We start from the raw sequence: 23,285 nt of genomic DNA, 5'->3' as shown, positions 1-23,285 counted from the left end.
TCATACCGGGGTTCCGGTCCACCGCCGTCCTTCTCGTACGTGGGTACTGCCGTCGAGCTTGCCCGCCGACCCGGCAGCCATGGACACCAGGCCACCGCACGCCGCACGCCTACAGGTCGGCGAGCAGCTGCGCCTTCTTCGCGCTGAACTCGTCGTCCGTCACCAGCCCCGCCTGGTGCAGCTCCCCGAGGTGCCGGATCCGCTCCGCGATGTCCGCGGGATCGCGCCGCCCCACGCCCGCCGGAACGGTTGCCGGCGTGGCGGACGACGGCTGCTTCCTGCGTACGGATTCCAGTACGGCCGCGGCGAACGGCAGCGACTCGTGCACCGGGCCGTAGCCGAGGCCGAAGACCACCGCGGCCGGGTCCTGATCGGCCCGGGTGGGGCGGGGCGCCATCGGCTGCGCGCTCGGCAGCAGGCCGGCGGCGAGCCCCGTGCCCAGCTCCGTACCGGTGCCGGTACCGTCACCCGCACCCGGGCCGGAAGCGGTGCTCATGCGGAGGCCGGCCCCAGCGCCCGGTCCGGCCCCTGCGCCTTGCCGGCCCCTCGGCACCAGCCGCAGATAGCCGTCGAAGGCCTCCGGCGAGCGCCACTCGACCCCGCACAGCTCCGTCACCGGAAACGTCTGGTCGCCGGCCTTCCACTTCGCCGTGGAGGCGCCCGTCCAGAACCAGCGGAAGGAGATCCGGTCACCGTCGAAGCTGGCCCGGCCGTCGTACGCCTTGAACTGCATCGGGGCCTCGGGGGCAGCGACCAGGAACCGCTCGGCGGGCTCCGCGGCATCGGAACCGAGCCGGGCGCGCAGGTCGTCCGCGTAGTACTCGGCGAGCATCTCGCGCTCGGCCGGAAGCACCAGCCGGTACGGATCGCTGCCGGCCTTCAGTTGCCCCGCCGCGGCCTCCAGCAACGGGTCGGCGCCGGGTCTCGGCACCGCGTGCAGGACCACCGTGCCCCGCTTGCCGGGGGTCAGCGTCACCGACGACAGCGCCGTGTGCGGGACGCGGCGCTCACGCAGGCTCTGGAAGAGCTTCGGTGTGCGTATACCCCGTTCGAAGCGGATGAGCACGGAGTCGGTGTCGAACTCCCAGGTGGCATGAATTCCGGCCAGCACATCACCCATGTGCCTCATCGTATGCGGCACTTGCTCGCACGTCCCCCTCGGTGTCGGCCCCGATGTTGCGGCCGGCTGCGTTCGTCGGGCCCGTCAGATCCCCGGGCCCCGGCCGCCGGTGGCGACTCCGTCGTGACAGGTGCTGTCGGAGCTCGCGCAGCTCACGGAGGCGTAGGCCCCGACGCCGATGGCGGCGAAGTTGCTGAGGCTCTCGGTGCCGGGCTCGAAGTAGCCGCTGTGACCGACCGCTCCGCCCGCCGAGACAATGCGTGCGCCGAAGCCGGGGTCGACCGGGTCGGCGCCGTGGCCCAGCCCGCCGAGCTCCAGGTTCGGTACGTCCGCGATCCAGTCGCCGTGGTCCCGCGTCGCCCACACCCTGGCCGCGGTGTGCAGCTGCCCCGCGTTCTCCACCCGCATGCCGGGGCTGCCCGCGACCGCGATGTCGGTGACCCTGGAGGGCAGTTCGTGCGCGGCGACACCGCACAGCACCGAGCCGTAGCTGTGGCAGAACAGTGAGACCGGGGCGTCCCCGGGCAACGCGCCCACCAGGGCGTTCAGCCGCACCGCCCCGCGCTCGGCGAGGTTCCCCAGCGCCGCGTCCACCCCGATCCCGGCCGGTGTCGTGTAGTCGGCCCAGGCGATGACGGCGGTACGGGTACCGGGACGCGCGGCGCGCTCCGCCGCGTACAGCGACTTCGCCATGCCGACCGGGGCGGCGTTCACCATGGGGGCGGTCCGCTCCAGCGTCAGCAGATTGGTGTCGACGCCGGGGACGATCACGGAGACCCGCGCGGCCCGGTCGAGATCACCGAACACCTCGGCGGCGCGGCCCTTCCCGGACGGGTCGAAGGCGAGGATGTGCCGGCCGTTCTCCAGCATCGACTGGAAGCGGTTCATCCGCCGGAGCGCCTCGGCGCGGCCGTCGGGGGAGAGCCTCTCGTCGTGCATGCGCTGCCGCTCGACCGCCTGCGCCTGCACCAGGGCCCGCTGGTTGGCGTGGTAGCGCAGGGTGACCGGGGCGCCGTTCAGATTGCCCACGACCAAGGGGTACTTGTCCGCGAGTGCGGTGCGCTGCGCGGCCGTGAGCGTGGCGAAGAACTGCGCCATCCGGCCCGGCGGAGCGTCGGCGTCCGGCAGCGCATGACCGGCTACGCTGCCGCGCGCCCACGAGGCGAGTGCGAGGGTCCGTGGCTCGTCGGAGCGCTGGTGACGTACGGCGGTCCAGCCCGTGGTCGCCAGCATCACGAACACAACCGCGACGGCGAGCAGCGCGCGCCATGCGGTGAGCGTGGGGGAGGTGTCGAAGGAAGTCACTTCCGCCCACATTAGGAGACGCGGGACGACGGCCGTGAACAGGGTGACGCACATCACCCCGCTGTCGGGAATTCAAGGCCGGTCATTTCACGCTGTGTTGGTGCGACGCGCACGCTCAGGCGCGCGGAGTGCCTCCGGAGCGTCGCATATGGCCGCCGGGGTACGGCTGTTGTGAAGTCGGTCATGTCGGGGCAATGCGGCGTACGGCACATCTGCGCGTCGGCGCGTCGGTACATCAGCGGCTCGGCGGCTCGGCGGCTTGGCGGCTCGACGGCTCGACATAGCGACACCTCGGCGCGCCGACGCGTGCGCGCCGAGCCCACCGCACACCGGACGGAGTTTTCATGGCGCTACCCGAGCCCCGCGCCGGCCTCCGTCCGCCAGTTCCCGGCCAGTGCCGGGCCGAGCTGGTCCAGGTACGTCTCGGTCAGCGCGCGCAGCGAGTCCATGCTGGCGTCCCGCCCCTGCCCCCAGAGCTGCCCGGTCACCCGCATCACCCCGGAGAACGCGGCGACGGCGACCCTCGGCCGGGGGTCGGTCTCCACGTCGAGCCCCTCGCGCTCGGCGATCAGCAGCGCGATCTGGTTCTCCAGATCGATGTGGCGTCGCAGGTGGGCGGCGAGCAGCGACGGCGTCGACTCGATCATCTGGTACGTACGCATGTGGAGTTCGACCGTGACGATCGCCTCGATCGCCTCACCGATGGTGTTCCAGGCGCAGAGGACCGCGCGGCGCAGCGCCTCGAACGGGGTCTCCGAAGCGGGACGCAGGCGCAGCTCCGAGAGGAAGTGCGACTCCACCATCTCCTGGATGGCGAAGGCGGCCTCCTCCTTGCTGGCGAAGTAGCGGAAGAAGGTGCGCTGGGAGACCTCGACGGCGTCGACGATCTCGTCGACGGTGGTCTCCTCGTACCCCTGGGTGGTGAAAAGGCCGAGGGCGGCGTGCAGCAGGGCGTCCCGGGTGCGTCGCTTCTTCCGCTCGCGCAGCCCGGTCGGACGCCCGCGCGGTGCGGGCGGAGGCTCGTGCGGCCCGCCCGGACCCCCGCTCTGCCCCGTCGGACGTCCGCACGGCCCGGTCGGATACACGGCCCGCTGCCCATCGGTCACGGAAATGGTCCTCTTTCTCCTGAGATTCCCAGCTCAGCGTACTTGTGAGCTACGTGACAGTTACTGTCTTGTGAAATGGTTTGTCAACTGTCAGTGACTGACACTAATCTCCCGGGCATGAATAGTCAGACCACCGTCGAAAAGGCGTCGCGGGAGCCGCAGGACACCGCCGTGCCCGCACCTGCCAAGGGGCTGCGCGGCCACCCCTGGCTGACGCTCTTCTCCGTGGCCATCGGCGTGATGATGGTCGCGCTCGACGGCACGATCGTCGCGATCGCCAACCCCGCCATCCAGCAGGATCTCGGCGCCTCGCTCGCCGACGTCCAGTGGATCACCAACGGCTACATGCTCGCCCTTGCGGTCTCCCTGATCACCGCGGGCAAGCTCGGTGACCGGTTCGGCCACCGCCAGACCTTCCTGATGGGTGTCGTGGGCTTCGCCGCGGCATCGGGGGCCATCGGCCTCTCGCACAGCGTCGCCCTGGTGATCGTGTTCCGGGTGCTCCAGGGCCTCTTCGGCGCCCTGCTGATGCCCGCCGCACTCGGCCTGCTGCGCGCCACCTTCCCGGCCGAGAAGCTGAACATGGCGATCGGCATCTGGGGCATGGTGATCGGCGCCTCGACCGCGGGCGGTCCGATCCTCGGCGGCGTGCTCGTCGAGCACGTCAGCTGGCAGTCCGTCTTCTTCATCAATGTGCCGGTCGGCGTGATCGCGCTCGTGCTGGGCCTGGTGATCCTCAAGGACCACCGCGCCGAGAACGCGCCGCGCTCCTTCGACATCGGCGGCATCGTGCTGCTCTCGCAGGCGATGTTCTGCCTCATCTGGGCGCTCATCAAGGGCGCCGAGTGGGGCTGGGGCGACTACAAGACGCTCGGCTTCCTGGGCGCTGCCGTGGCCCTGTTCGTGGTCTTCGCCTTCTCCCAGAAGAACGTCAGGGAGCCGCTGATCCCGCTGGCGATGTTCCGGTCCGTGCCGCTGTCCGCGGGCACGGTCCTGATGGTGCTGATGGCCTTCGCCTTCATGGGCGGGCTGTTCTTCGTCACCTTCTACCTGCAGAACGTGCACGGTCTGAGCCCCGTCGACAGCGGTCTGCACCTGCTGCCGCTGACCGGCATGATGATCGTCGCCTCGCCGCTCGCGGGCGCCATGATCACGAAGTTCGGCCCGCGGGTTCCGCTGGTCGGCGGCATGGTGTGCACGGCGGTCGCCATGTTCGGCATGTCCCAGCTGGAGATCGGCACCAGCACCCTGACCATGTCGATCTGGTTCGGGCTGCTCGGTCTCGGCCTCGCCCCGGTGATGGTCGGCGCCACCGAGGTCATCGTCGGCAACGCCCCGATGGAGCTCTCCGGCGTCGCGGGCGGTCTGCAGCAGGCCGCCATGCAGGTCGGCGGCAGCCTCGGTACGGCGGTACTGGGCGCGATCATGGCCTCCCAGGTCGACTCGAAGCTGGCCGGCAACTGGACGGCCGCGCAGCTTCCGCCCCTCTCGCCGAAGCAGCTGGACGCGGCGTCCTCGGCCGTCGAGGTCGGCGTCCCGCCGGTGGACGCCAACACTCCGCCGGAGGTCGCGGCGAAGATCGCGGGCGTCGCCCATGACACGTTCGTGTCGGGCATGAGCACGGCATTCATGGTCGCCGGCATCGTCGCGGTGGTCGCCGCGCTGGTCGCCACGCTCACCAAGCGCGGTGCGAACGCTGAGGCGGGCGCGGGCGCCGGTCACATCTGACGGATCGTCATGACGCCTGCGCGGCGTCAACACAGCGCGTACGACAGCCCCGCCGGACCGTTCCGGCGGGGCTGTCGCCTATCAGGGTGGTGTGGCCCGCGGCCCCTTCCCCGGGGGTTGCTCCGCAGGTCAGGGTGCAGGCAACTGATTTCGCATCACCACGGGGGTTGATTTCCATGCGTACGACCGTCCTTGCCGCCGCCCTGGCCACCACCGCCCTGGCCGCCACCGCGTTGATCCCGCAGGCCGTGGCCGACTCCGCGGTCCGTCCCGGGTCCGTCCGGGCCGGGGTCTGCGGAAGCGGCCAGCTCTGCCTCTGGGGGAAACCGGACTTCACGGGCGCCCGGCAGATCCACGAGCTGGCCACGATCGACATCGAGAGCTGCGTCCCGCTGCCGGCCGGCAGCAAGGTCCAGTCGCTCGCCAACCGCACCGGCCGCCCGGTCACCACGTACCAGTCGGCGGAATGCGCCGAGACCGGCGAATTCGAGACCTATCCGGGTGGCGGCACCTGGGTGCCCCAGTCCCCGTACCAGGTCAGGGCGTTCAAGGTCTGGGAGAACTGACCCGCGGACGCCGAAGGACGGCGGGACCAGCAGGTCCCGCCGCCCTTCGGCCGTGATACGCCGTTCCTACGCGTCGCCGCCGGCCGCGCCCGGGTGGGCCGCTGCCACGTCCAGCAGGTCGTACCGGTCGATCGCCGACTTCAGCAGCGAACGGTCGACCCGGCCCTGCTTCGCGAGCTCGGTGAGCACCGCGAGGACGATCGACTGCGCGTCGATGTGGAAGAACCGGCGGGCCGCGCCACGGGTGTCGGCGAAGCCGAAGCCGTCCGCGCCCAGCGACTGGTACGCACCGGGCACCCAGCGCGCGATCTGGTCCGGTACGGAACGCATCCAGTCCGAGACCGCCACGAACGGACCCTCGGAGCCGGAGAGCTTCCGCGTGACGTACGGGACGCGCTGCTCCTCCGCCGGGTGCAGCAGGTTGTACCGCTCCACGTCCACGGCCTCGCGACGCAGCTCGTTCCAGGAGGTCGCCGACCAGACGTCCGCCCGGACGTTCCACTCGTCGGCGAGGATCCGCTGCGCCTCGACCGCCCACGGCACCGCCACACCGGACGCCATGATCTGGGCCGGGATCTCGCCCCGCTCGGCGGCCTTGTAGCGGTACACGCCCTTCAGGATGCCCTCGACATCCACGTTCTCCGGCTCGGCCGGGTGCTGGATCGGCTCGTTGTAGACGGTGAGGTAGTAGAAGACGTCCTCGTTCTCGCCGGGGGTCCCGCCGTACATCCGGCGCAGACCGTCCTTGACGATGTGCGCGATCTCGTAGCTGAACGCCGGGTCGTACGCGACGCAGCCCGGGTTCGTCGAGGCGAGCAGCTGCGAGTGGCCGTCCGCGTGCTGGAGACCCTCACCGGTCAGGGTCGTACGACCGGCGGTCGCACCCAGCACGAAGCCGCGCGCGAGCTGGTCGGCCATCTGCCAGAACTGGTCGCCGGTGCGCTGGAAACCGAACATCGAGTAGAAGACGTACACCGGGATCAGCGGCTCGCCGTGCGTGGCGTACGCCGAACCGGCGGCGATCAGCGACGCCGTGCAGCCGGCCTCGGAGATGCCGTCGTGCAGCATCTGACCGGTCGGCGACTCCTTGTACGCGAGCAGCAGATCCCGGTCCACCGCCTCGTACTGCTGACCCAGCGGGTTGTAGATCTTCGCGCTCGGGAAGAACGCGTCCATGCCGAAGGTGCGGTACTCGTCAGGCGCGATCAGTACGAAGCGCTTACCGATCTCCTTGTCCCGCATGAGTTCCTTCAGGATGCGGACGAACGCCATGGTCGTGGCGATCGACTGCTGACCCGTGCCCTTCTTCGCGATCGCGTACGTCTTGTCCTCGGGGAGGACCAGCGGCTTCGCGCGCACCACACGGGTCGGGACATAACCGCCCAGACCCTTGCGGCGGTCGTGCATGTACTGGATCTCTTCGGAATCGCGGCCCGGGTGGTAGTAGGGCGGGTAGCCCTCGTCCAGCTGCTTGTCCGTGATCGGGATGTGGAGCCGGTCGCGGAACCGCTTGAGGTCCTCGACGGTGAGCTTCTTCATCTGGTGGGTCGCGTTGCGGCCCTCGAAGTTCGGCCCCAGCGTCCAGCCCTTGACCGTCTGCGCCAGGATCACCGTCGGCTGACCCTTGTGGGCCTTGGCCGCCGCGTAGGCCGCGTAGACCTTCCGGTGGTCGTGACCGCCACGGCCCAGGTGCAGGATCTGGTCGTCGGTCATGTCCTTGACCATGTCGCGCAGCCGCGGGTCGTCCCCGAAGAAGTGCTCACGGATGTACGCGCCCGACTCGGTGGCATACGTCTGGAACTGGCCGTCCGGCGTGGTGTTCAGCTTGTTGACCAGGATGCCCGTGCGGTCCTGCGCGAGCAGCGGGTCCCAGGAGCGGTCCCAGACCAGCTTGATGACGTTCCATCCGGCGCCGCGGAACTGCGACTCCAGCTCCTGGATGATCTTGCCGTTGCCGCGGACCGGGCCGTCGAGGCGCTGCAGGTTGCAGTTGACCACGAAGGTCAGGTTGTCCAGGCCCTCGCGCGCGGCGATGGAGAGCTGACCGAGCGACTCGGGCTCGTCCATCTCGCCGTCGCCCAGGTACGCCCACACATGCGACCGGGAGGTGTCGGCGATGCCGCGCGCCTCCATGTAGCGGTTCATCCGGGCCTGGTAGATCGCGCCGAGCGGGCCGAGGCCCATCGAGACGGTCGGGAACTCCCAGAAGTCCGGCATCAGCCGCGGGTGCGGGTAGCTGGACAGGCCGTTCGGCGCCTTCGACTTCTCCTGGCGGAAGGCGTCGAGCTGCGCCTCGCTCAGCCGGTCGAGCAGGAAGGCGCGGGCGTAGATACCCGGGGACGCGTGTCCCTGGAAGAAGATCTGGTCGCCGCCCAGGCCGTCGTCCTTGCCCCGGAAGAAGTGGTTGAAGCCCACGTCGTACAGTGAGGCCGAGGAGGCGAAGGTGGCGATGTGGCCGCCGACCCCGATGCCGGGACGCTGGGCGCGCGACACCATCACGGCCGCGTTCCAGCGGGTCGCGTTGAGAACCTTGCGCTCGATCTCCTCGTCGCCGGGGAAGAACGGCTCGTCCTTCGTGGCGATCGTGTTCACGTAGTCCGTACTGCGCATCTCCGGCACGGCGACGCGCTTCTCGCGCGCACGCTCGATGAGCCGGAGCATCAGGTAACGGGCCCGCTCACGACCTCGCTCGTCGACGGCTGCGTCGAGCGAGTCGAGCCATTCCTGGGTCTCTTCGGGATCGAAGTCCGGGACCTGGCTCGGCAGGCCGCCAATGATGATCGGGTTGCGATCGGATCCGGAAGCCACGCTGTTCCCTCGCTGTTCGGTGCTGCTCTACGGGGCCTGGTCCGGGAGAACATGCCCCCGGGATGTATGCATGTACGCCATCACCATCGTGTACCGCGGGGGCGTAAACGTCACCTCTACCGATTGGTAACCGCCGTGTTGTGGAACATCACGTCCGCGACGCGGGGATGTGCTGGTCCAAACCGCAACCTTACGCCCAACCCGTCCAAGTGTTCCCAAAGGATGTGCGACTCCGAATGGTGGACCGAAACGGCATAAGCTGTGGAAGGACGTAAAGGGTGTGGAGGGTGGCGTCGGCCCCGCGAGGGGCTGCCGACCGCGCGGCGACGTGGCAGGGAACGTCCCCGTTTAGGCGGTCTCGCAGGCTGGGTACTTGCGCGATCCGCCGCTCCCGTGTGGACTACGGCCAACGCCCCGCGCACGCGCGTGGCTGAAGCATTTTCCGAAACATGATCAGGAGGCAACCCGTGAGCGCGACCGCGGACCACGCGGAGGAGCGGACCAACCCGGCAGCACGCCTGGGGTTCGAGCCCGGACAGGTGGTCCAGGAGATCGGCTACGACGACGACGTCGAGCAGGAGCTCCGTGAGGGCATTGAGGCCACAATCGGCCAGGATCTCGTCGATGAGGACTACGACGACGTCGCAGACGTCGTCGTGCTGTGGTTCCGCGACGAGGACGGCGACCTTACGGACGCGCTGGTGGATGCCATTGGTCTGATCGAGGACGGCGGCGCGGTCTGGCTGATGACGCCGAAGACCGGCCGTGACGGATACGTCGAACCGAGCGACATCAACGAGGCTGCACAGACCGCCGGTCTCTCCCAGACCAAGAGCATCAATGCGGGCAAGGACTGGACGGGCAGCCGTCTGGTCACACCGAAGGCGGCCAAAGCCAAGCGCTGAACCGCGTTCGCCGCGCACTCGCCCCGAAGACCCCCGACGGCATGGACCGCCGGGGGTCTTCCTTCTCGGCCGCCGGGTGCCCCGCGTGGGCGTCGCAGGTCCGCTACGGGCGCTGCACGGCCTGCTGCGGGCTCTGCGTAGGGTGGGAGCCACCCGGACAGCCCAGCCCGGTGAACGTAGCGAAGGGACGCGTTTCATGGCGATCGAGGTCGGCACCCAGGCCCCGGATTTCGAGCTGAAGGACAACCACGGCCGGACCGTGAAGCTCTCCGACTTCCGCGGCGAGAAGAACGTCGTGCTGCTGTTCTACCCGTTCGCCTTCACCGGCGTGTGCACGGGTGAGCTCTGCGCGCTCCGTGACGAGCTGCCGAAGTTCGAGAACGACGACACGCAGCTGCTGGCCGTCTCCAACGACTCCATCCACACCCTGCGCGTCTTCGCCGAGCAGGAAGGCCTGGAGTACCCGCTGGTGTCGGACTTCTGGCCGCACGGTGAGACCTCGCGGGCCTACGGCGTGTTCGACGAGGAGAAGGGCTGTGCGGTGCGCGGCACCTTCATCATCGACAAGGAGGGCGTGGTGCGCTGGACCGTCGTCAACGGTCTGCCCGACGCGCGCGACCTCAACGACTACATCAAGGCGCTCGACACGCTCTGATCCGGGACCGTCGGTCCGGGGCCTTCGCTCCGGGGCCTTCGCCCCGGGCCGGTGGATCTGCGGGCGACCCGGCCAAAAGCCTGCTTTGGCCGGGAACCGGTTACTAGGATCCAGTCGTTGATCGGATGCCAACGCAACGTGGAGGCGCCGGCGCCTGCCGGCCCCCAAGGAAACCAATGGGAGGACTCGTGGGAGTCAGCCTCAGCAAGGGCGGCAACGTCTCGCTGACCAAGGCCGCGCCCAACCTGACGGCGGTCACCGTCGGTCTGGGCTGGGACGCTCGTACCACCACCGGTGGTGACTTCGACCTCGACGCCAGCGCCCTGCTGACGAACGCCGAGGGCAAGGTCGGCAGCGACGGCAACTTCGTCTTCTTCAACAACCTCAAGAGCCCCGACGGCTCCGTGGAGCACACGGGTGACAACCTCACCGGTGAGGGCGAGGGCGACGACGAGGTCATCAAGGTGAACCTGGCCGGCGTTCCGGCCGATGTCGACAAGATCGTCTTCCCGGTCTCGATCTACGAGGCCGAGACCCGGCAGCAGAGCTTCGGCCAGGTGCGCAACGCGTACATCCGCGTGGTCAACCAGGCGGACAACAGCGAGCTGGCGCGCTACGACCTGAGCGAGGACGCCTCGACGGAGACCGCCATGGTCTTCGGCGAGCTGTACCGCAACGGGGCGGAGTGGAAGTTCCGTGCCATCGGTCAGGGTTACGCCTCGGGGCTGCGCGGCATCGCGCAGGACTTCGGCGTCAACGTCTGAGAAGGCGAGACCGGTCGGAGCGGCCGCGGCTCCGTCCGGCCGACGTCAACATGTATTTCCGTCCGGCGCCGCACGATGTGCGGCGCCGGACGCGCTGGACGGGTCAACGGCTCGAAGGTTCCACAGCGCGAAGGCTTAACCGCGCGAAGGCTTAGTAGCGCGAAGACTCGACGCTCGACAGCTCAATGGCTCGACGGCTCAATAAATCGGTTCATCGACTCGGGGAGGACACACCATGGGCGTCACACTCGCCAAGGGAGGCAACGTCTCCCTCTCCAAGGCCGCACCCAACCTCACCCAGGTGCTGGTCGGGCTCGGCTGGGACGCACGATCCACCACGGGCGCCGACTTCGACCTCGACGCCAGCGCGCTGCTGTGCCAGTCGGGCCGAGTGCTCGGCGACGAATGGTTCGTGTTCTACAACAACCTCAAGAGCCCCGACGGTTCCGTGGAGCACACCGGCGACAACCTCACGGGTGAGGGCGAGGGCGACGACGAGTCGGTCATCGTGAATCTCACTCAGGTACCCGCGCACTGCGACAAGATCATTTTTCCGGTCTCGATCCATGACGCGGACAATCGAGGACAGGCCTTCGGCCAGGTCAGCAACGCGTTCATCCGCGTAGTGAACCAGGCGGACGGCCAGGAACTCGCGCGCTACGACCTCACCGAGGACGCCTCGACGGAAACGGCGATGATCTTCGGCGAGCTCTATCGGTACAACGGTGAGTGGAAGTTCCGTGCAGTGGGGCAGGGGTACGCGTCCGGACTGCGCGGGATCGCTCTAGACTTCGGGGTCAACGTTTCGTAAAGCCGCGCACGCGCGGGGGGCCCCGTACGCACCCGGGGGAGAACCCGTTACACACACGATGGGGTAGCCAGTGCTTCTGAAAACCTTCGGCTGGTCGTTCGCGATTACCGCGCTCGGCCTGGTCGCAGCGGTGATCTACGGGGGGTGGGAAGCCTTCGGCGTGGTCGCGATTCTTTCCGTCCTCGAGATCTCGCTGTCCTTCGACAACGCGGTGGTCAACGCCGGAATCCTGAAGAAGATGAATGCCTTCTGGCAGAAGATCTTCCTCACGGTCGGTGTGCTCATCGCGGTCTTCGGCATGCGGCTGGTGTTCCCCGTCGTGATCGTGGCCATCACCGCCAAGCTGGACCCGATCAAAGCGGTCGATCTCTCGTTCAGTCAGCCCGAGCGCTATCAGGAACTGGTCACGGACGCCCACCCGGCGATTGCCGCGTTCGGTGGCATGTTCCTGCTGATGATCTTCCTCGACTTCATTTTCGAGGACCGTGACATCCAGTGGCTGCACTGGATCGAGCGCCCGCTCGCCAAGCTCGGCAAGGTCGACATGCTGTCGGTCTGCATCGCACTGGTCGTGCTGCTGATCTCGGCCATGACCTTCGCGACGAGCGCGCACCAGCACGGCGGCGGCCACGCCGACAAGGCGGAGACCGTCCTGCTCGCCGGAATCGCCGGCCTGATCACCTACCTCATCGTCGGCGGACTCTCCAGCTTCTTCGAGAACAAGCTGGAGGAAGAGGAGGAGCGGGAGCACGAGGCGGAGGACGAGGCCAGGAAGAGCGGCAAGAAGATCTCCGCGATCGCGCTCTCCGGCAAGGCCGCGTTCTTCATGTTCCTCTACCTGGAAGTGCTCGACGCGTCCTTCTCGTTCGACGGCGTCATCGGTGCCTTCGCCATCACCAACAACATCGTGCTGATGGCCCTCGGCCTCGGTATCGGCGCCATGTACGTCCGTTCGCTCACGGTCTACCTGGTCCGCCAGGGCACCCTCGACGACTACGTCTACCTGGAGCACGGCGCCCACTACGCCATCGGCGCGCTGGCCGTCATCCTCCTCGTCACCATCCAGTACGAGATCAACGAGATCATCACCGGTCTTGTCGGTGTCGTGCTGATCGGCTGGTCCTTCTGGTCCTCCGTGCGGCGCAACAAGGCGCTGGAGGCCGCGGGCGGGGGCGACGACGAGGGTTCCAAGGCAGAAGTCCCGTCCGGGGTGTGACCCGGTAGGGATTGAGGAACGCTCTCAGCGGGGCGGTCCGTACGGCGACGGTTCTCCGGGAACACCCGGGCCCGGCCCGGCGGCCGCCCCGCAGTGATGTGGGCGCCCGGTGCGACGCGCGGGGCGGCCGCCGGGCCGGGGTACTTGTGTTTCTACCGATACGTGTGGGGGTTGGGGATGGCGTTCTGGGACAGCCTGTGGCCACGGAGAGAGGCGCAGTTCGAGTCGGGCAACGCGTCCACCAACTCCATCGTGCTCTCCAAGCGGCACGCCACGGTCTCACTGACCAAACAGGGTGCGCTGACCGGCAATCTGCGGGTCAACCTCTCCTGGCGGATGCGTACGTCCGACATCGAGGGCAGGTCGCGGCAGAGCGGCCGGCTGCTGCGGCCGATGAAGCTCTTCAAGCCCGATGTGGTCCAGGCGCACACCCAGGGCATGGTCAATGTCGACCTGGACCTGGGCTGCATGTACGAGCTGAAGGACGGCACCAAGGGAGTGGTCCAGCCGCTGGGCAACCTCATGGGCGACCTGAACGCACCGCCGTACATCCGGCTGAGCGGGGACGACCGTTTCGGGGCACCGTCGGGCGAGACCGTCTACGTCAATCTCGACCAGCGCGACCAGATCAAGAGGCTGCTGTTCTTCGTCTACATCTACGACCAGACGCCGGCCTTCGACCGTACGCACGCCAAGGTGACGCTCTACCCGGGCAACGGCCCGCGGATCGAGATCGATCTCGACGAGCACGCCCCGGAGGCCCGCTCCTGCGCCGTGTTCACGGTGGAGAACGTCAAGGACGAGATGATCGTGCGGCGCGAGGTGAAGTTCGTGTACGGGTTCCAGTCGGAACTGGACCGGCTGTACGGCTGGGGCATGCAGTGGGGACGCGGCTACAAGTCCCGCGCCTGAGAGGTCCCAAGGGGCGCGGGACGTCTCAGGACACCGTACGAGTCTCCGGACGGTACGGGCATCAGGCCCGTACGAGTCTCAGGACCGTACGAACTGCGGCCCCTGCGGCGGCAGGACGAATTTCGGGTCGGGGGCGGGCGCAGCCGCCGCGGCGGGCTGCGGATAGCCGTAGGCGGGCTGGGCGGCGGGCTGCGGATATCCGTACGAGGGCTGGGGCACGGGCGGGGGGGCCGGCTGGGCCACCGCGGGCTGCGGGTAGCCGTATGCGGGCTGCTGGTGCTGGACCGTGATCTGCGCGTCCGGACCGGGCGTCGGCGCGGGCGGGAACGTGGGCGAGGGCGGCGGGAAGCCGGGCGCCGTCACGGGGGCGGGCGAGGGGGTCATGGCAGGCGAAGAAGCGCCCACGGGTGAGGGCGCCGGATCGGGCTCCGCCGCGGCCTCCGCCTCGTCCACCGAAATGCCGAAGGCGGTCGCCAGCCCCACCAGACCGGTCGGATAGCCCTGTCCCACGGCCCGGAATTTCCAGCCATCACCGCGCCGGTAGAGCTCGCCGCAGATGATTGCCGTCTCCTCGCCGGTCTCCGGCCGCACGTCGAAGACGGCGAGCGGGTCCCCGTCCGCCGCCGCCGCGTCGTAGAGCAGGATGCGCAGATCCGGCACCTGGGCGAAGGCGGCTCCGTCGGAGGATGCGGCGACGACCACCTGGTCGACCGAGGGGTCGAGTGCGCCGAGGTCGGCCTCGATGCTGTCCGTGAGCCCTTCGGGGACGCTGCGCTTCGGCAGCCGTCGTACCAGGCCGGAGGGGTGGCGGGGCTGGTTGTAGAAGACGAAGTCCTCGTCCGAGCGCACGCGGCCACCGGCTCCGAGGAGCAGGGCCGAGGCGTCCACATCCGGAACCCCGGCGCCCGGGGTCCAGCGCAGCACGGCCCGTACGGCCAAGGCGTCCAGAGGGACGTTCGAGCCCTTCACCATCGCGTGCGTCATGCCCGTCATCCTGCCTGCTGGCTGCCCGCGCGGACAACGCGGGGGCGCACCGGATATCTCGGCAGTGCGACGGAACCACGTAGTCCGCAGGGCTCCGACCCGTCGGGAAATGGACGAGTTACCCGGAATTCACGCACGTGGGGAACTGTCGACACCCGCCCGTACGTACTATTACCGGCCATACGTTTGCCGGTCGATCAGGCAGTTCGGGGGAATCACATGCGTCATTTCGGGCATATTGCGCCCGCTGTGCGAGAGGGCCTGTTCTTCCAGGAGCCGTGCGAGTTCGGCGCGGGCTCGTCGGCCCGCACGCTTTCGGCCGCCCTGGGAGCGACCCTGTACAGCCCTGCCACCAGGCCGAGACTTGCTGACGACGTCATCAAGCAGGCCGGACGCGGGGTCGTCTCGATGGTGCTGTGCCTGGAGGATTCGATCGACGACTCCGAGGTCGTCGACGCCGAGGAGAACCTGGTCAGGCAGTTCGCCGACCTCGCCGCGCGGGGCGCGGAGGCGCCCCTGCTCTTCATCCGGGTCCGGGAACCGGGCCAGATCACGGATCTGGTGCAGCGGCTCGGCTCCACGGTCCGTTTGTTGTCTGGTTTTGTACTTCCCAAGTTCACCGAAGAGCGTGGCGTGCCCTTCATGGAAGCGCTCGTCAAAGCCGAAAAGGCGTGTGGGCAGCGGCTGTTCGCGATGCCGGTTCTCGAATCACCCGAGCTGCTGCATCTGGAGACCCGCGCGGAAACACTCCAGGGAATAGCCCGCACCGTCGACAAGTACCGCGAGCGGGTGCTCGCACTGCGGCTCGGCGTCACCGACTTCTGCTCGGCGTACGGGCTCCGCAGGGCGCCCGACATGACGGCGTACGACGTGCAGATCGTCGGCGCCGTCATCGCCGACGTGGTCAATGTGCTGGGCCGCGCGGACGGCACGGGCTTCACGATCACCGGTCCGGTGTGGGAGTACTTCCGGCTCCAGGAGCGCATGTTCAAACCCCAGCTGCGCCGCAGCCCCTTCCTGGAGGGCCGGGCCGAGGAACTGCGCACGGCGCTGATCGAGCACGACCTGGACGGGCTGCTGCGCGAGATCGAGCTCGACCGGGCCAACGGCCTGCTGGGCAAGACCTGCATCCACCCGTCGCACGTCGCGCCCGTGCACGCGCTGTCCGTGGTCAGCCACGAGGAATTCAGCGACGCCCAGGACATCCTGCGGCCGGAACGCGGCGGCGGTGGCGTCCTGCGCTCCGTGTACACGAACAAGATGAACGAAGTGAAGCCGCACCGCGCCTGGGCCGAGCGGACCCTGCAACGGGCCGAGGTCTTCGGCGTGGCGAGGGAAGATGTCGGCTTCGTGGATCTGCTGGCCGCGGGCGTCGCCGAATGAGCGGGCGTTTCGGCGCGGGCGGGTATTCCGAGGCGGGCGGGGCCTGTGGGGGCAATGGGCCCTGTGGGGGCAGCGCGGTTCGTGGATCGCGAGTGCGAGCGCGCGTGCGTGTGCGATCGCGAGTGCGCGTGCAAGCACGTGGGTGTGGGCGTGGGCCTCGTGGAACGAGCGTGTCTCGATGAGCGAGCGCGCGGCAAGGAAAGAGACGGCGAACGTGGTGTGGTCGGGCAGCTGGGTGGCGGAGCGACTGGGTGTCGACCTCGTCGGCGACGGAAAGCCCGACGGCGACGGGGAGCTGAGAGAGCTGCTGGGCCTCGCCCTGCGCCGCAACCCCAAGCGGGCCCACCTGCTCGTGTCCAACGTGCTCGGCAAACACGTGCCGCAGAAGCCTTCCGTGGTGTACGGCGCCGGCTTCGATCTCGGCCGGCGGGTGCACGCACTCCTCGGTGACGCCGAGGCCCGCCGGGCGGTCGTGCTCGGTTACGCGGAGACGGCCACCGGTCTCGGCCACGCGGTCGCCGACGGGCTCGGCGTGGCACCGTACCTGCACTCGACGCGCCGCCCCGTCGACGGCGTGGCGCGGGCGGGCGGCTTCGAGGAATCGCACTCGCACGCCACGTCGCACCTGCTGCTCCCCGAGGACCCGAACCTGCTGGCGGGCGAGCGTGACCCGGCAGGCCCCGGCGCGCTCGTGGCGGACGCGCCCCTGGTGCTGGTGGACGACGAGTTCTCCACCGGCAACACCGTGCTCAACACCATCCGGGCGCTGCACGAGCGGTACCCGCGGAGCCGGTACGTCATCGTCGCCCTGGTGGACATGCGCTCCGCGGCCGACCGGGGACGGCTGACCGAGTTCGCCGCGGAGATCGGCGCGCGCGTCGACCTGGTGGCGAGGAGCTCGGGCACGGTCGCCCTCCCCGAGGGCGTCCTGGAGAAGGGCCGGGCGCTGGTCGCCGCACAGGAGAGCGCCGCCGCCGCGAGCCCGGAAGCGGCCGGTTCCGCGGCCCCGGAAGTGGTCGCCCGGACTGTTCGCCGGCCGTGCACCCGGGTGGATCTCCAGTGGCCCGCCGATGTGCCCGACGGCGGACGGCACGGCTTCACCCCCGCCCACCGGGCCGCCCTGGAGCCGGCGCTCCCGGCCATGGCCGCCCGCGTCGCCGCGGCACTGGGCGACGCCCGCCGCGTACTGATCCTCGGTTTCGAGGAGCTCATGTACGCGCCCCTCCGCCTGGGCACGGCCCTGGAGGACCACATCGACGCGGAGGTGCGCTACTCCACCACCACGCGTTCCCCCGTCCTCGCCGTGGACGACCCCGGCTACGCCATACGCAGCCGGCTGGTCTTCCCGGCCCACGACAACCCGGCCGACGGGCCCGGCGACCGGTACGCGTACAACGTCGCGGGCGCCGGTTTCGATGCCGTGGTCGTGGCCGTCGACTCCACCGCCGACACCCCCGAACTCCACGCCACCGACGGCCTGTTGGCGCAACTCGCCGCGCACACCGACCACGTCCTGCTCGCGGTCGTTCCGTCGTACGTCCCGTCGGAGGCCCGGCCGGACCTTCCCGCGCACGCGGCGTCGGACCTTCCTGTACACGTCGCGTCAAGCCTTCCCGTACACGTCGCGTCGGACCTCCCCTCGTACGTCTCCGAACGGCAGGAACCCCCCATGCTGCCCGAGCCCCTCCGTGGCCCCGCCTTCTCCTCCTACGCACCGGACGATGTCGGCTGGCTGCTCCAGGACCTCTCGGACACCGAGCTGGAGGCGCCCACCGAGGAGCGCGAGGAGGCGATACAGAGCGGTGGCGCGCACTACGCCGAGTCGCTGCCCGTCGAATACCAGCCGTCCGCCCAGTACCAGGGCCTCTTCAAGGCCGCGCTGGAGCTGTCGGCCGCCCGCGTCGCCCGTGCCGTGGGAACCGTCACCGAGACGGTTCTCGCCGAGCGGACACCGCGTCCCGTCCTGGTCTCGCTCGCCAGGGCCGGCACCCCCGTCGGCGTACTCATGCGCCACTGGGCCCGGCACCGGCACGGGCTCGACCTGCCGCACTACGCCATCTCCATCGTCCGCGGGCGCGGCATCGACGCCACCGCGCTGCGCTGGCTGGCCGCCCACCACAATCCGGCGGATGTCGTCTTCGTCGACGGCTGGACCGGCAAGGGGGCGATCACCCGCGAACTTGCCGTGGCGCTCGCCGAGTTCGACGGCTTCAACCCCGAGATCGCGGTCCTGGCCGACCCGGGTGGCTGCGTCCGCACCTACGGCACCCGTGAGGACTTCCTCATTCCGTCCGCCTGTCTCAACTCAACCGTTTCCGGGCTGATTTCGCGGACCGTCCTGCGCTCCGACCTGGTCGGCCCGGACGACTTCCACGGTGCGAAGTTCTACCGGGAGCTTTCGGACGCCGATGTGTCCGGCCACTTCCTCGACACCGTCGCCGCCCACTTCGACGAGGTCGCCGACGCGGTGGACGCCGAGGTCAAGGAGCTGCTCGCGGCCGACCGCGCGCCCACCTGGGAAGGCTGGGCCGCGGTGGAACGCATCAGCGAGGAGCACGGCATCCACGACGTGAACCTCGTCAAGCCGGGCGTCGGCGAGACGACCCGCGTACTGCTGCGCCGCGTCCCGTGGAAGATCCTCGCCAAGCGCGGCGCGGGCCCGGACCTGGACCACATCCGTCTGCTGGCCGAGCAGCGGGGCGTACCGATCGAGGAGGTCGACGAACTCCCGTACACCTGCGTCGGGCTGATCCACCCGAAGTACACCAGGGGCGCGACGGGCGCGGACGGCAAGGCGGTGGAGTCGAAGTGACCACCCCGGCCGCCTCCACTGCTCCCACCACCTCTTCCGCCTCCGTGACGCTGGTCGCCAGCGACCTCGACCGCACCCTGATCTACTCGGCTGCGGCGCTCCAGCTCCCCATGCCGGACGCCGAGGCCCCCCGGCTGCTCTGCGTAGAGGTGTACGAACACAAGCCGCTCTCCTACCTGACCGAGACGGCCGCGACGCTGCTCGACGAGCTCGCCCGCTCCACGGTCTTCGTCCCCACGACCACCCGCACCCGCGAGCAGTACGGGCGCATCCATCTCCCCGGCCCCGCACCGCGGTTCGCGATCTGCGCCAACGGGGGACACCTCCTGGTCGACGGGGTGTCCGACCCCGACTGGCAGACACGGGTGGCCCGCCGGCTCGCCGACGAATGCGCGTCGCTCGCCGAGGTCCGCGCCCATCTCCTGGCCGCGGCCGACCCCGCGTGGCTGCTCAAGGAACGGGTCGCCGAGGACCTCTTCGCCTACCTTGTCGTGGAACGCTCACTGCTGCCGGAGGGCTGGGTCAAGGAGCTGGGACAGTGGGCGGAGACCCGCGGCTGGACGGTCTCCCTCCAAGGCCGCAAGATCTACGCCGTGCCGGGCCCGCTCACCAAGAGCGCCGCGATGGACGAGGTCGCCCGACGCACCGGCGCCACGCTCACTCTCGCCGCCGGTGACAGCCTCCTCGACGCCGACCTGCTCCTCGCCGCCGACCATGCCTGGCGCCCGGCCCACGGCGAACTCGCCGACACCGGCTGGAGCGCCCCGCACGTCGACGTCACGGCCGAGCGCGGCGTGGCGGCGGGCGAGGAGATCCTGCGGCACTTCCTGCGGGCCTCGGGCCCGGGGCTGACGCCCTCGTCCGGCAGGCGGTAGCAGTATGTGAGGACAGGGGCCGGGACGGGAACGGAGAAGAGCCCGGGCCCGTCCGTCCGGTACGACCGACGAGGAGCAGCGATGTCCAAGGGCAACGAAACCAAGATCACGGACGAGCTGTACGCGTACATGCTGGCGCACAATCCACCGTTGGACGCGGTGCAGCGCGAGCTCATCGAGACCACGTACGCCCGCCTGCCCGAGTACGCCGGCATGCAGTCCGCCGAGGAGCAGGGGCCCCTGCTCGCCTTCCTCGTCCGGCTGACCGGAGCCCGGTACATCGTGGAGGTCGGGACGTTCACCGGCTTCTCCGCCCTGTCGATGGCCCAGGCGCTGCCCGCGGACGGACGGCTGATCGCCTGCGACATCTCGGAGGAGTGGACCGCGTACGGGCGCGAGGCCTGGGAGAAGGCGGGCGTCGCCGACCGGATCGAACTCCGTATCGCCCCGGCGCTCGACACACTGCGGGCGATGCCGGCCGAGCCGCACATCGACCTCGCCTACCTCGACGCGGACAAGGGCAACTACATCCCGTACTGGGAAGAACTGGTGCCCCGGATGCGGCAGGGCGGCCTCGTCGTCACGGACAACGTGCTCTTCCACGGCGGGGTGACCGACCCGCAGGCGACCGGCGGCGCGGCGGCGATCAAGGAATTCAACGACCACGTGGCCGCCGATCCGCGCATGGACAGCGTGCTGCTCACCGTGTCCGACGGCCTGACGCTCTCCCGCAAGCGGTAGGGCCTCGCGGGGCGGCCCCGGCCACCCGCTCTCTCAGCCGCAGCAACCCCCACCGCAGCAGCCGCCCCCGCCCCCACCACCGCCGGCCGACGGGGCGGCAGGCGCGGACTTGGCCGACGTCCCGCCCACGGCCACGGTGGACAGCAGCTTCACGGTGTCGGCGTGCCCGGCGGGGCAGGAGGCCGGGTCCGACGACTGGGCCATCGGGCGGCTGAGTTCGAACGTGTCTCCGCAGGAGCGGCAGCGGTACTCGTAACGAGGCATGCGCCCAGGCTAGCCGAGGCTGTCCAGCACGGACCGGGACGAAGTACGGGTTACGAGTCCCGGGTTACGGATCACGGGTCTACGGAGCACGGCTCTACGACTCCCGCGTCTACGGGTGGTCAGGGCGACGGACGACCGGCATTGCCCCTGCCGTATCCCGCCGAACCCTCCGCAGCTCCTGCTCGGCCTCCTCGGGGTGGCGGGTCCGCCAGTACGGATTGTCGTGCGGAAGGCCGCCGGTGACCCGCCCGTACATCCCGAAGACCATCAGCATCAGTCCGACCACGAAACTGAACAGCACGTTCTGGAGGTGGAAGGCGAGAAAGTTGTAGCCGGTATCGAGCAGGGCGAGATTGATGAAGCCGCTGAGGATGAAGGCGATGCCCAGAATTATGTTGAGCGTCGAGGCGATGTTGCCGCCGATCACCATCCCGATGAACAGCAGCAGGCCGACACAGATGGACAGAACGCTGAGGGCGCCGTTGGTGTTGAGACCCGCGACGGTGGCTCCACCGGTACTGAAGAAGCCGATCTCGTCGATCAGCCCCAGGATTCCGAAGGCGAGCAGCACCAGTCCCATCAGCCCCGCGCCGACCCGGTAGACGCGGTTGAGCCGGTGATCGACGGGCAGGTGCCTGTCGAGCGGGCTGGTCCTGCGATGGCGGCGCGGGGTGGGCCGTCCAGGGGCGTGCAGTACATGGGTGGCCATGTCGGTCTCCTTCGGGCGTACTACCAGGATCCGCCCGCGGTGTTGCCGCCGCACATCAGAAGACCGGAAAGCCCGTTCCTACCCCCTCCCCTTCCTCGGGTCGCTCGGAGCCCGTGACCGAGCCCGTGACCGAGCCCGTACAGCTCAGGTGCCCGCCCCGCGCTCCTCACGGATGTCGGAGACCACCCGCGCGGCCGTCTGCCGTACGGCTTCGGTCTCGGTCAGGAAGTGCCAGTAGTCCGGATGGCGTTCCTCCAGTCCGGCGATGGCGCGATCCAGCCGGGCCACGGCGTCGTCCAGCGGGCGGGCGTGGCGCGGTTCGGGCGTGTGGCGCCCGGCCATGGCCAGACGCTGGGCATCCCGGACCGCGAACCGCGTCCGCTGGATCTCCTCCTGCGGGTCCTTGGCCACGTCGTTCAGCCGGTGCAGCCGGTCGCCCGCGGCGGACACGGCCTCGTCCGTGGCGTTCAGCAGGGCGCGTACCGTGCTCAGCCGGGAGATCGCGTCGGCCCATTGCTGCTCGTCCCGCGCCGCGACGGCTTCCTTCAGCTTCTCCTCCGCCTGCCGCACGTTGCTCGCCGCCTGCTCCGGCACGGGCTGGAGGTCCTGCCAGCACGCGGCCGAGAACCGCCGCCGCAGCTCGCTCAGCACCGGTTCCACCGAGCCCGCCCGGGTCGTCAGCGCCTGGGCGCGCGTACGCAACGACACCAGCCGGTGGTCGATCTCGGCGGCCCGCTCGGGCAGCCGTACCGCCTCGGCCCGCACCGCCTCGGCGTCGCGCAGCACCCGATCGGCACGCTGCAAGGTCTCCGCAACGCCATGGCGGCCGGCCCCCTGATTGAGCTTGGTCAGCTCGGGCGCGAGGGCAGCCAGTCGCGCGGCGAGATCATCCGCTCGCAGTCCGGACGCCCGCACCGCATCGAGAGCATTGCTCGCGCCGAGGAGCGCCTGCCGTGCCCGCTCCACGGCTGGCGCGAGCCGGGCGAGCTGCGTCTCCGCGTTGCCCAGCAACGGCCCCAGACCCTGCGCGAACCGGTCCAGGTCGCCCTTGACGCGAACCAGCTCGTCCTTGGCGGTGGTCAGCTCGGTCCTGGCACGGGCTGCGACGGCCGACTCCAGATCGTCCCGATCCAGGTCGTGTGCGTCGACCGCGGTGATGTACGTATGGCTGGCCTCGTCGATCCGCCGGCCGAGCGCGGCGAAATCGTCCACGGCCTTGCGTGCACCGGGCGAGCTGTCCACCGCGGTGATCGTCTCGATCGAGATCCGCAGATCGCGCTGGGCGGTGTCGAGCTCGTAGAAGGCGGCAGCGGCGGCGTCCTTCGCGGCCTGGGCGTCCGCCCGCTGACTCTCCCCGCGCCCGCCGAACCAGCGCCGCGTACCGCCACCGGCGAAAGCGGCGGGCAGCGCGGCGGCGAGCAGCGGCACAGGCAGCAACATCAGCACGAGGACATCCCCGAAGCCCCTGGCAGCCCTGGCGCCCCCGATACGCCCGGCACCCTGGACACCCTCGACGGCGGAACTCCCACCCGCTCTCGCCTGCGGCCGCGCGTGTGTCGCCGTCACATCCCTCTCCCGTGCCGTTTCGCCCTGCCCGGTACATTCTCCCACCAGGTAAGGA

At 69.6% G+C, this 23,285-nt stretch carries 20 protein-coding genes; 12 read left to right on the top strand and 8 right to left on the bottom strand.

Annotated elements, in window-relative coordinates; all coding sequences use genetic code 11:
* Window positions 1–109: 109 nt before the first annotated feature.
* The 3 genes from OG306_RS11180 to OG306_RS11170 all read right to left on the bottom strand — a co-directional run bounded on the left by OG306_RS11180 (window position 110) and on the right by OG306_RS11170 (window position 3,411).
* The gene (locus OG306_RS11180) at window positions 110–1,120 is read right to left on the bottom strand and encodes a DUF4429 domain-containing protein (RefSeq protein WP_327259330.1); all 1,011 of its coding nucleotides are present in this window, start codon (window positions 1,118–1,120) and stop codon (window positions 110–112) included.
* An 84-nt stretch (window positions 1,121–1,204) separates the two neighbouring features.
* Complete coding sequence (locus OG306_RS11175) at window positions 1,205–2,425, bottom strand: alpha/beta hydrolase (protein WP_266746037.1); 1,221 nt, start codon at window positions 2,423–2,425, stop codon at window positions 1,205–1,207.
* A 350-nt stretch (window positions 2,426–2,775) separates the two neighbouring features.
* Window positions 2,776–3,411 (bottom strand): TetR family transcriptional regulator, encoded by a 636-nt coding sequence (locus OG306_RS11170; RefSeq protein ID WP_266752162.1) that lies wholly within the window; start codon window positions 3,409–3,411, stop codon window positions 2,776–2,778.
* A 237-nt stretch (window positions 3,412–3,648) separates the two neighbouring features.
* Here OG306_RS11170 and OG306_RS11165 point away from each other — a divergent pair, with 237 nt between their 5' ends.
* Both OG306_RS11165 and OG306_RS11160 read left to right on the top strand, forming a co-directional pair.
* Complete coding sequence (locus OG306_RS11165; protein ID WP_266746036.1) at window positions 3,649–5,259, top strand: MFS transporter; 1,611 nt, start codon at window positions 3,649–3,651, stop codon at window positions 5,257–5,259.
* A gap of 176 nt (window positions 5,260–5,435) precedes the next feature.
* Window positions 5,436–5,825, top strand: a complete 390-nt coding sequence (locus tag OG306_RS11160; protein ID WP_266746035.1) for a peptidase inhibitor family I36 protein — start codon at window positions 5,436–5,438, stop codon at window positions 5,823–5,825.
* 66 nt (window positions 5,826–5,891) lie between these two features.
* Here the strand turns inward: OG306_RS11160 and aceE are convergent, their stop codons facing one another.
* On the bottom strand, window positions 5,892–8,633 hold the full coding sequence (gene aceE, locus OG306_RS11155) for a pyruvate dehydrogenase (acetyl-transferring), homodimeric type (protein ID WP_266746034.1): 2,742 nt from the start codon (window positions 8,631–8,633) through the stop codon (window positions 5,892–5,894).
* A 467-nt stretch (window positions 8,634–9,100) separates the two neighbouring features.
* Here aceE and OG306_RS11150 point away from each other — a divergent pair, with 467 nt between their 5' ends.
* The 6 genes from OG306_RS11150 (at window position 9,101) to OG306_RS11125 (ending at window position 13,896) form a co-directional block, all read left to right on the top strand.
* On the top strand, window positions 9,101–9,538 hold the full coding sequence (locus tag OG306_RS11150) for a DUF3052 domain-containing protein (RefSeq protein WP_266746033.1): 438 nt from the start codon (window positions 9,101–9,103) through the stop codon (window positions 9,536–9,538).
* Window positions 9,539–9,734: 196 nt separating this feature from the next.
* Entirely contained in the window at window positions 9,735–10,193 is a 459-nt protein-coding gene (locus tag OG306_RS11145) for a peroxiredoxin (RefSeq protein ID WP_093895495.1), read from the top strand.
* Between the two features lie 188 nt (window positions 10,194–10,381).
* Window positions 10,382–10,957 carry a TerD family protein gene (locus OG306_RS11140; RefSeq protein ID WP_266752161.1) on the top strand — a complete coding sequence of 192 codons (576 nt, stop codon included), beginning with the start codon at window positions 10,382–10,384 and terminating at the stop codon, window positions 10,955–10,957.
* Window positions 10,958–11,192: 235 nt separating this feature from the next.
* Window positions 11,193–11,768 carry a TerD family protein gene (locus OG306_RS11135; protein ID WP_266746032.1) on the top strand — a complete coding sequence of 192 codons (576 nt, stop codon included), beginning with the start codon at window positions 11,193–11,195 and terminating at the stop codon, window positions 11,766–11,768.
* 70 nt (window positions 11,769–11,838) lie between these two features.
* Entirely contained in the window at window positions 11,839–12,984 is a 1,146-nt protein-coding gene (locus OG306_RS11130) for a DUF475 domain-containing protein (RefSeq protein ID WP_266746031.1), read from the top strand.
* A 177-nt stretch (window positions 12,985–13,161) separates the two neighbouring features.
* A complete protein-coding gene (locus OG306_RS11125; protein WP_266746030.1) occupies window positions 13,162–13,896 on the top strand; it encodes a TerD family protein in 735 nt (244 codons plus the stop codon).
* 78 nt (window positions 13,897–13,974) lie between these two features.
* Here OG306_RS11125 and OG306_RS11120 read toward each other — a convergent pair whose 3' ends face one another.
* Window positions 13,975–14,880: a TerD family protein gene (locus OG306_RS11120; protein WP_266746029.1), complete on the bottom strand. Its 906-nt coding sequence runs from the start codon at window positions 14,878–14,880 to the stop codon at window positions 13,975–13,977.
* A gap of 219 nt (window positions 14,881–15,099) precedes the next feature.
* On the opposite strand from OG306_RS11120, the gene OG306_RS11115 reads away from it, so the two are divergent.
* The 4 genes from OG306_RS11115 to OG306_RS11100 all read left to right on the top strand — a co-directional run bounded on the left by OG306_RS11115 (window position 15,100) and on the right by OG306_RS11100 (window position 20,691).
* Window positions 15,100–16,263 carry an HpcH/HpaI aldolase/citrate lyase family protein gene (locus tag OG306_RS11115; RefSeq protein WP_266746028.1) on the top strand — a complete coding sequence of 388 codons (1,164 nt, stop codon included), beginning with the start codon at window positions 15,100–15,102 and terminating at the stop codon, window positions 16,261–16,263.
* 178 nt (window positions 16,264–16,441) lie between these two features.
* Window positions 16,442–19,075, top strand: coding sequence for a phosphoribosyltransferase (locus tag OG306_RS11110; protein ID WP_327349880.1), 2,634 nt, complete (start codon window positions 16,442–16,444; stop codon window positions 19,073–19,075).
* Window positions 19,072–19,950, top strand: a complete 879-nt coding sequence (locus OG306_RS11105; RefSeq protein WP_266746026.1) for an HAD family hydrolase — start codon at window positions 19,072–19,074, stop codon at window positions 19,948–19,950. The genes OG306_RS11110 and OG306_RS11105 overlap by 4 nt, the downstream gene beginning before the upstream one ends.
* 81 nt (window positions 19,951–20,031) lie before the next feature.
* The gene (locus OG306_RS11100; RefSeq protein ID WP_266746025.1) at window positions 20,032–20,691 is read left to right on the top strand and encodes an O-methyltransferase; all 660 of its coding nucleotides are present in this window, start codon (window positions 20,032–20,034) and stop codon (window positions 20,689–20,691) included.
* A 33-nt stretch (window positions 20,692–20,724) separates the two neighbouring features.
* Here OG306_RS11100 and OG306_RS11095 read toward each other — a convergent pair whose 3' ends face one another.
* The 3 genes from OG306_RS11095 to OG306_RS11085 all read right to left on the bottom strand — a co-directional run bounded on the left by OG306_RS11095 (window position 20,725) and on the right by OG306_RS11085 (window position 23,230).
* The gene (locus OG306_RS11095) at window positions 20,725–20,955 is read right to left on the bottom strand and encodes an FmdB family zinc ribbon protein (RefSeq protein WP_266746024.1); all 231 of its coding nucleotides are present in this window, start codon (window positions 20,953–20,955) and stop codon (window positions 20,725–20,727) included.
* 109 nt (window positions 20,956–21,064) lie between these two features.
* On the bottom strand, window positions 21,065–21,664 hold the full coding sequence (locus OG306_RS11090) for a DUF4383 domain-containing protein (protein ID WP_266746023.1): 600 nt from the start codon (window positions 21,662–21,664) through the stop codon (window positions 21,065–21,067).
* A gap of 144 nt (window positions 21,665–21,808) precedes the next feature.
* Window positions 21,809–23,230 carry a hypothetical protein gene (locus OG306_RS11085; protein WP_266746022.1) on the bottom strand — a complete coding sequence of 474 codons (1,422 nt, stop codon included), beginning with the start codon at window positions 23,228–23,230 and terminating at the stop codon, window positions 21,809–21,811.
* Window positions 23,231–23,285: the final 55 nt, after the last annotated feature.

The sequence above is a fragment of the Streptomyces sp. NBC_01241 genome, from assembly GCF_041435435.1.
Taxonomy (GTDB): domain Bacteria; phylum Actinomycetota; class Actinomycetes; order Streptomycetales; family Streptomycetaceae; genus Streptomyces.
Note: the sequence above shows the minus strand (reverse complement) of the source record. Positions and strands in the feature narration are given on the sequence as shown.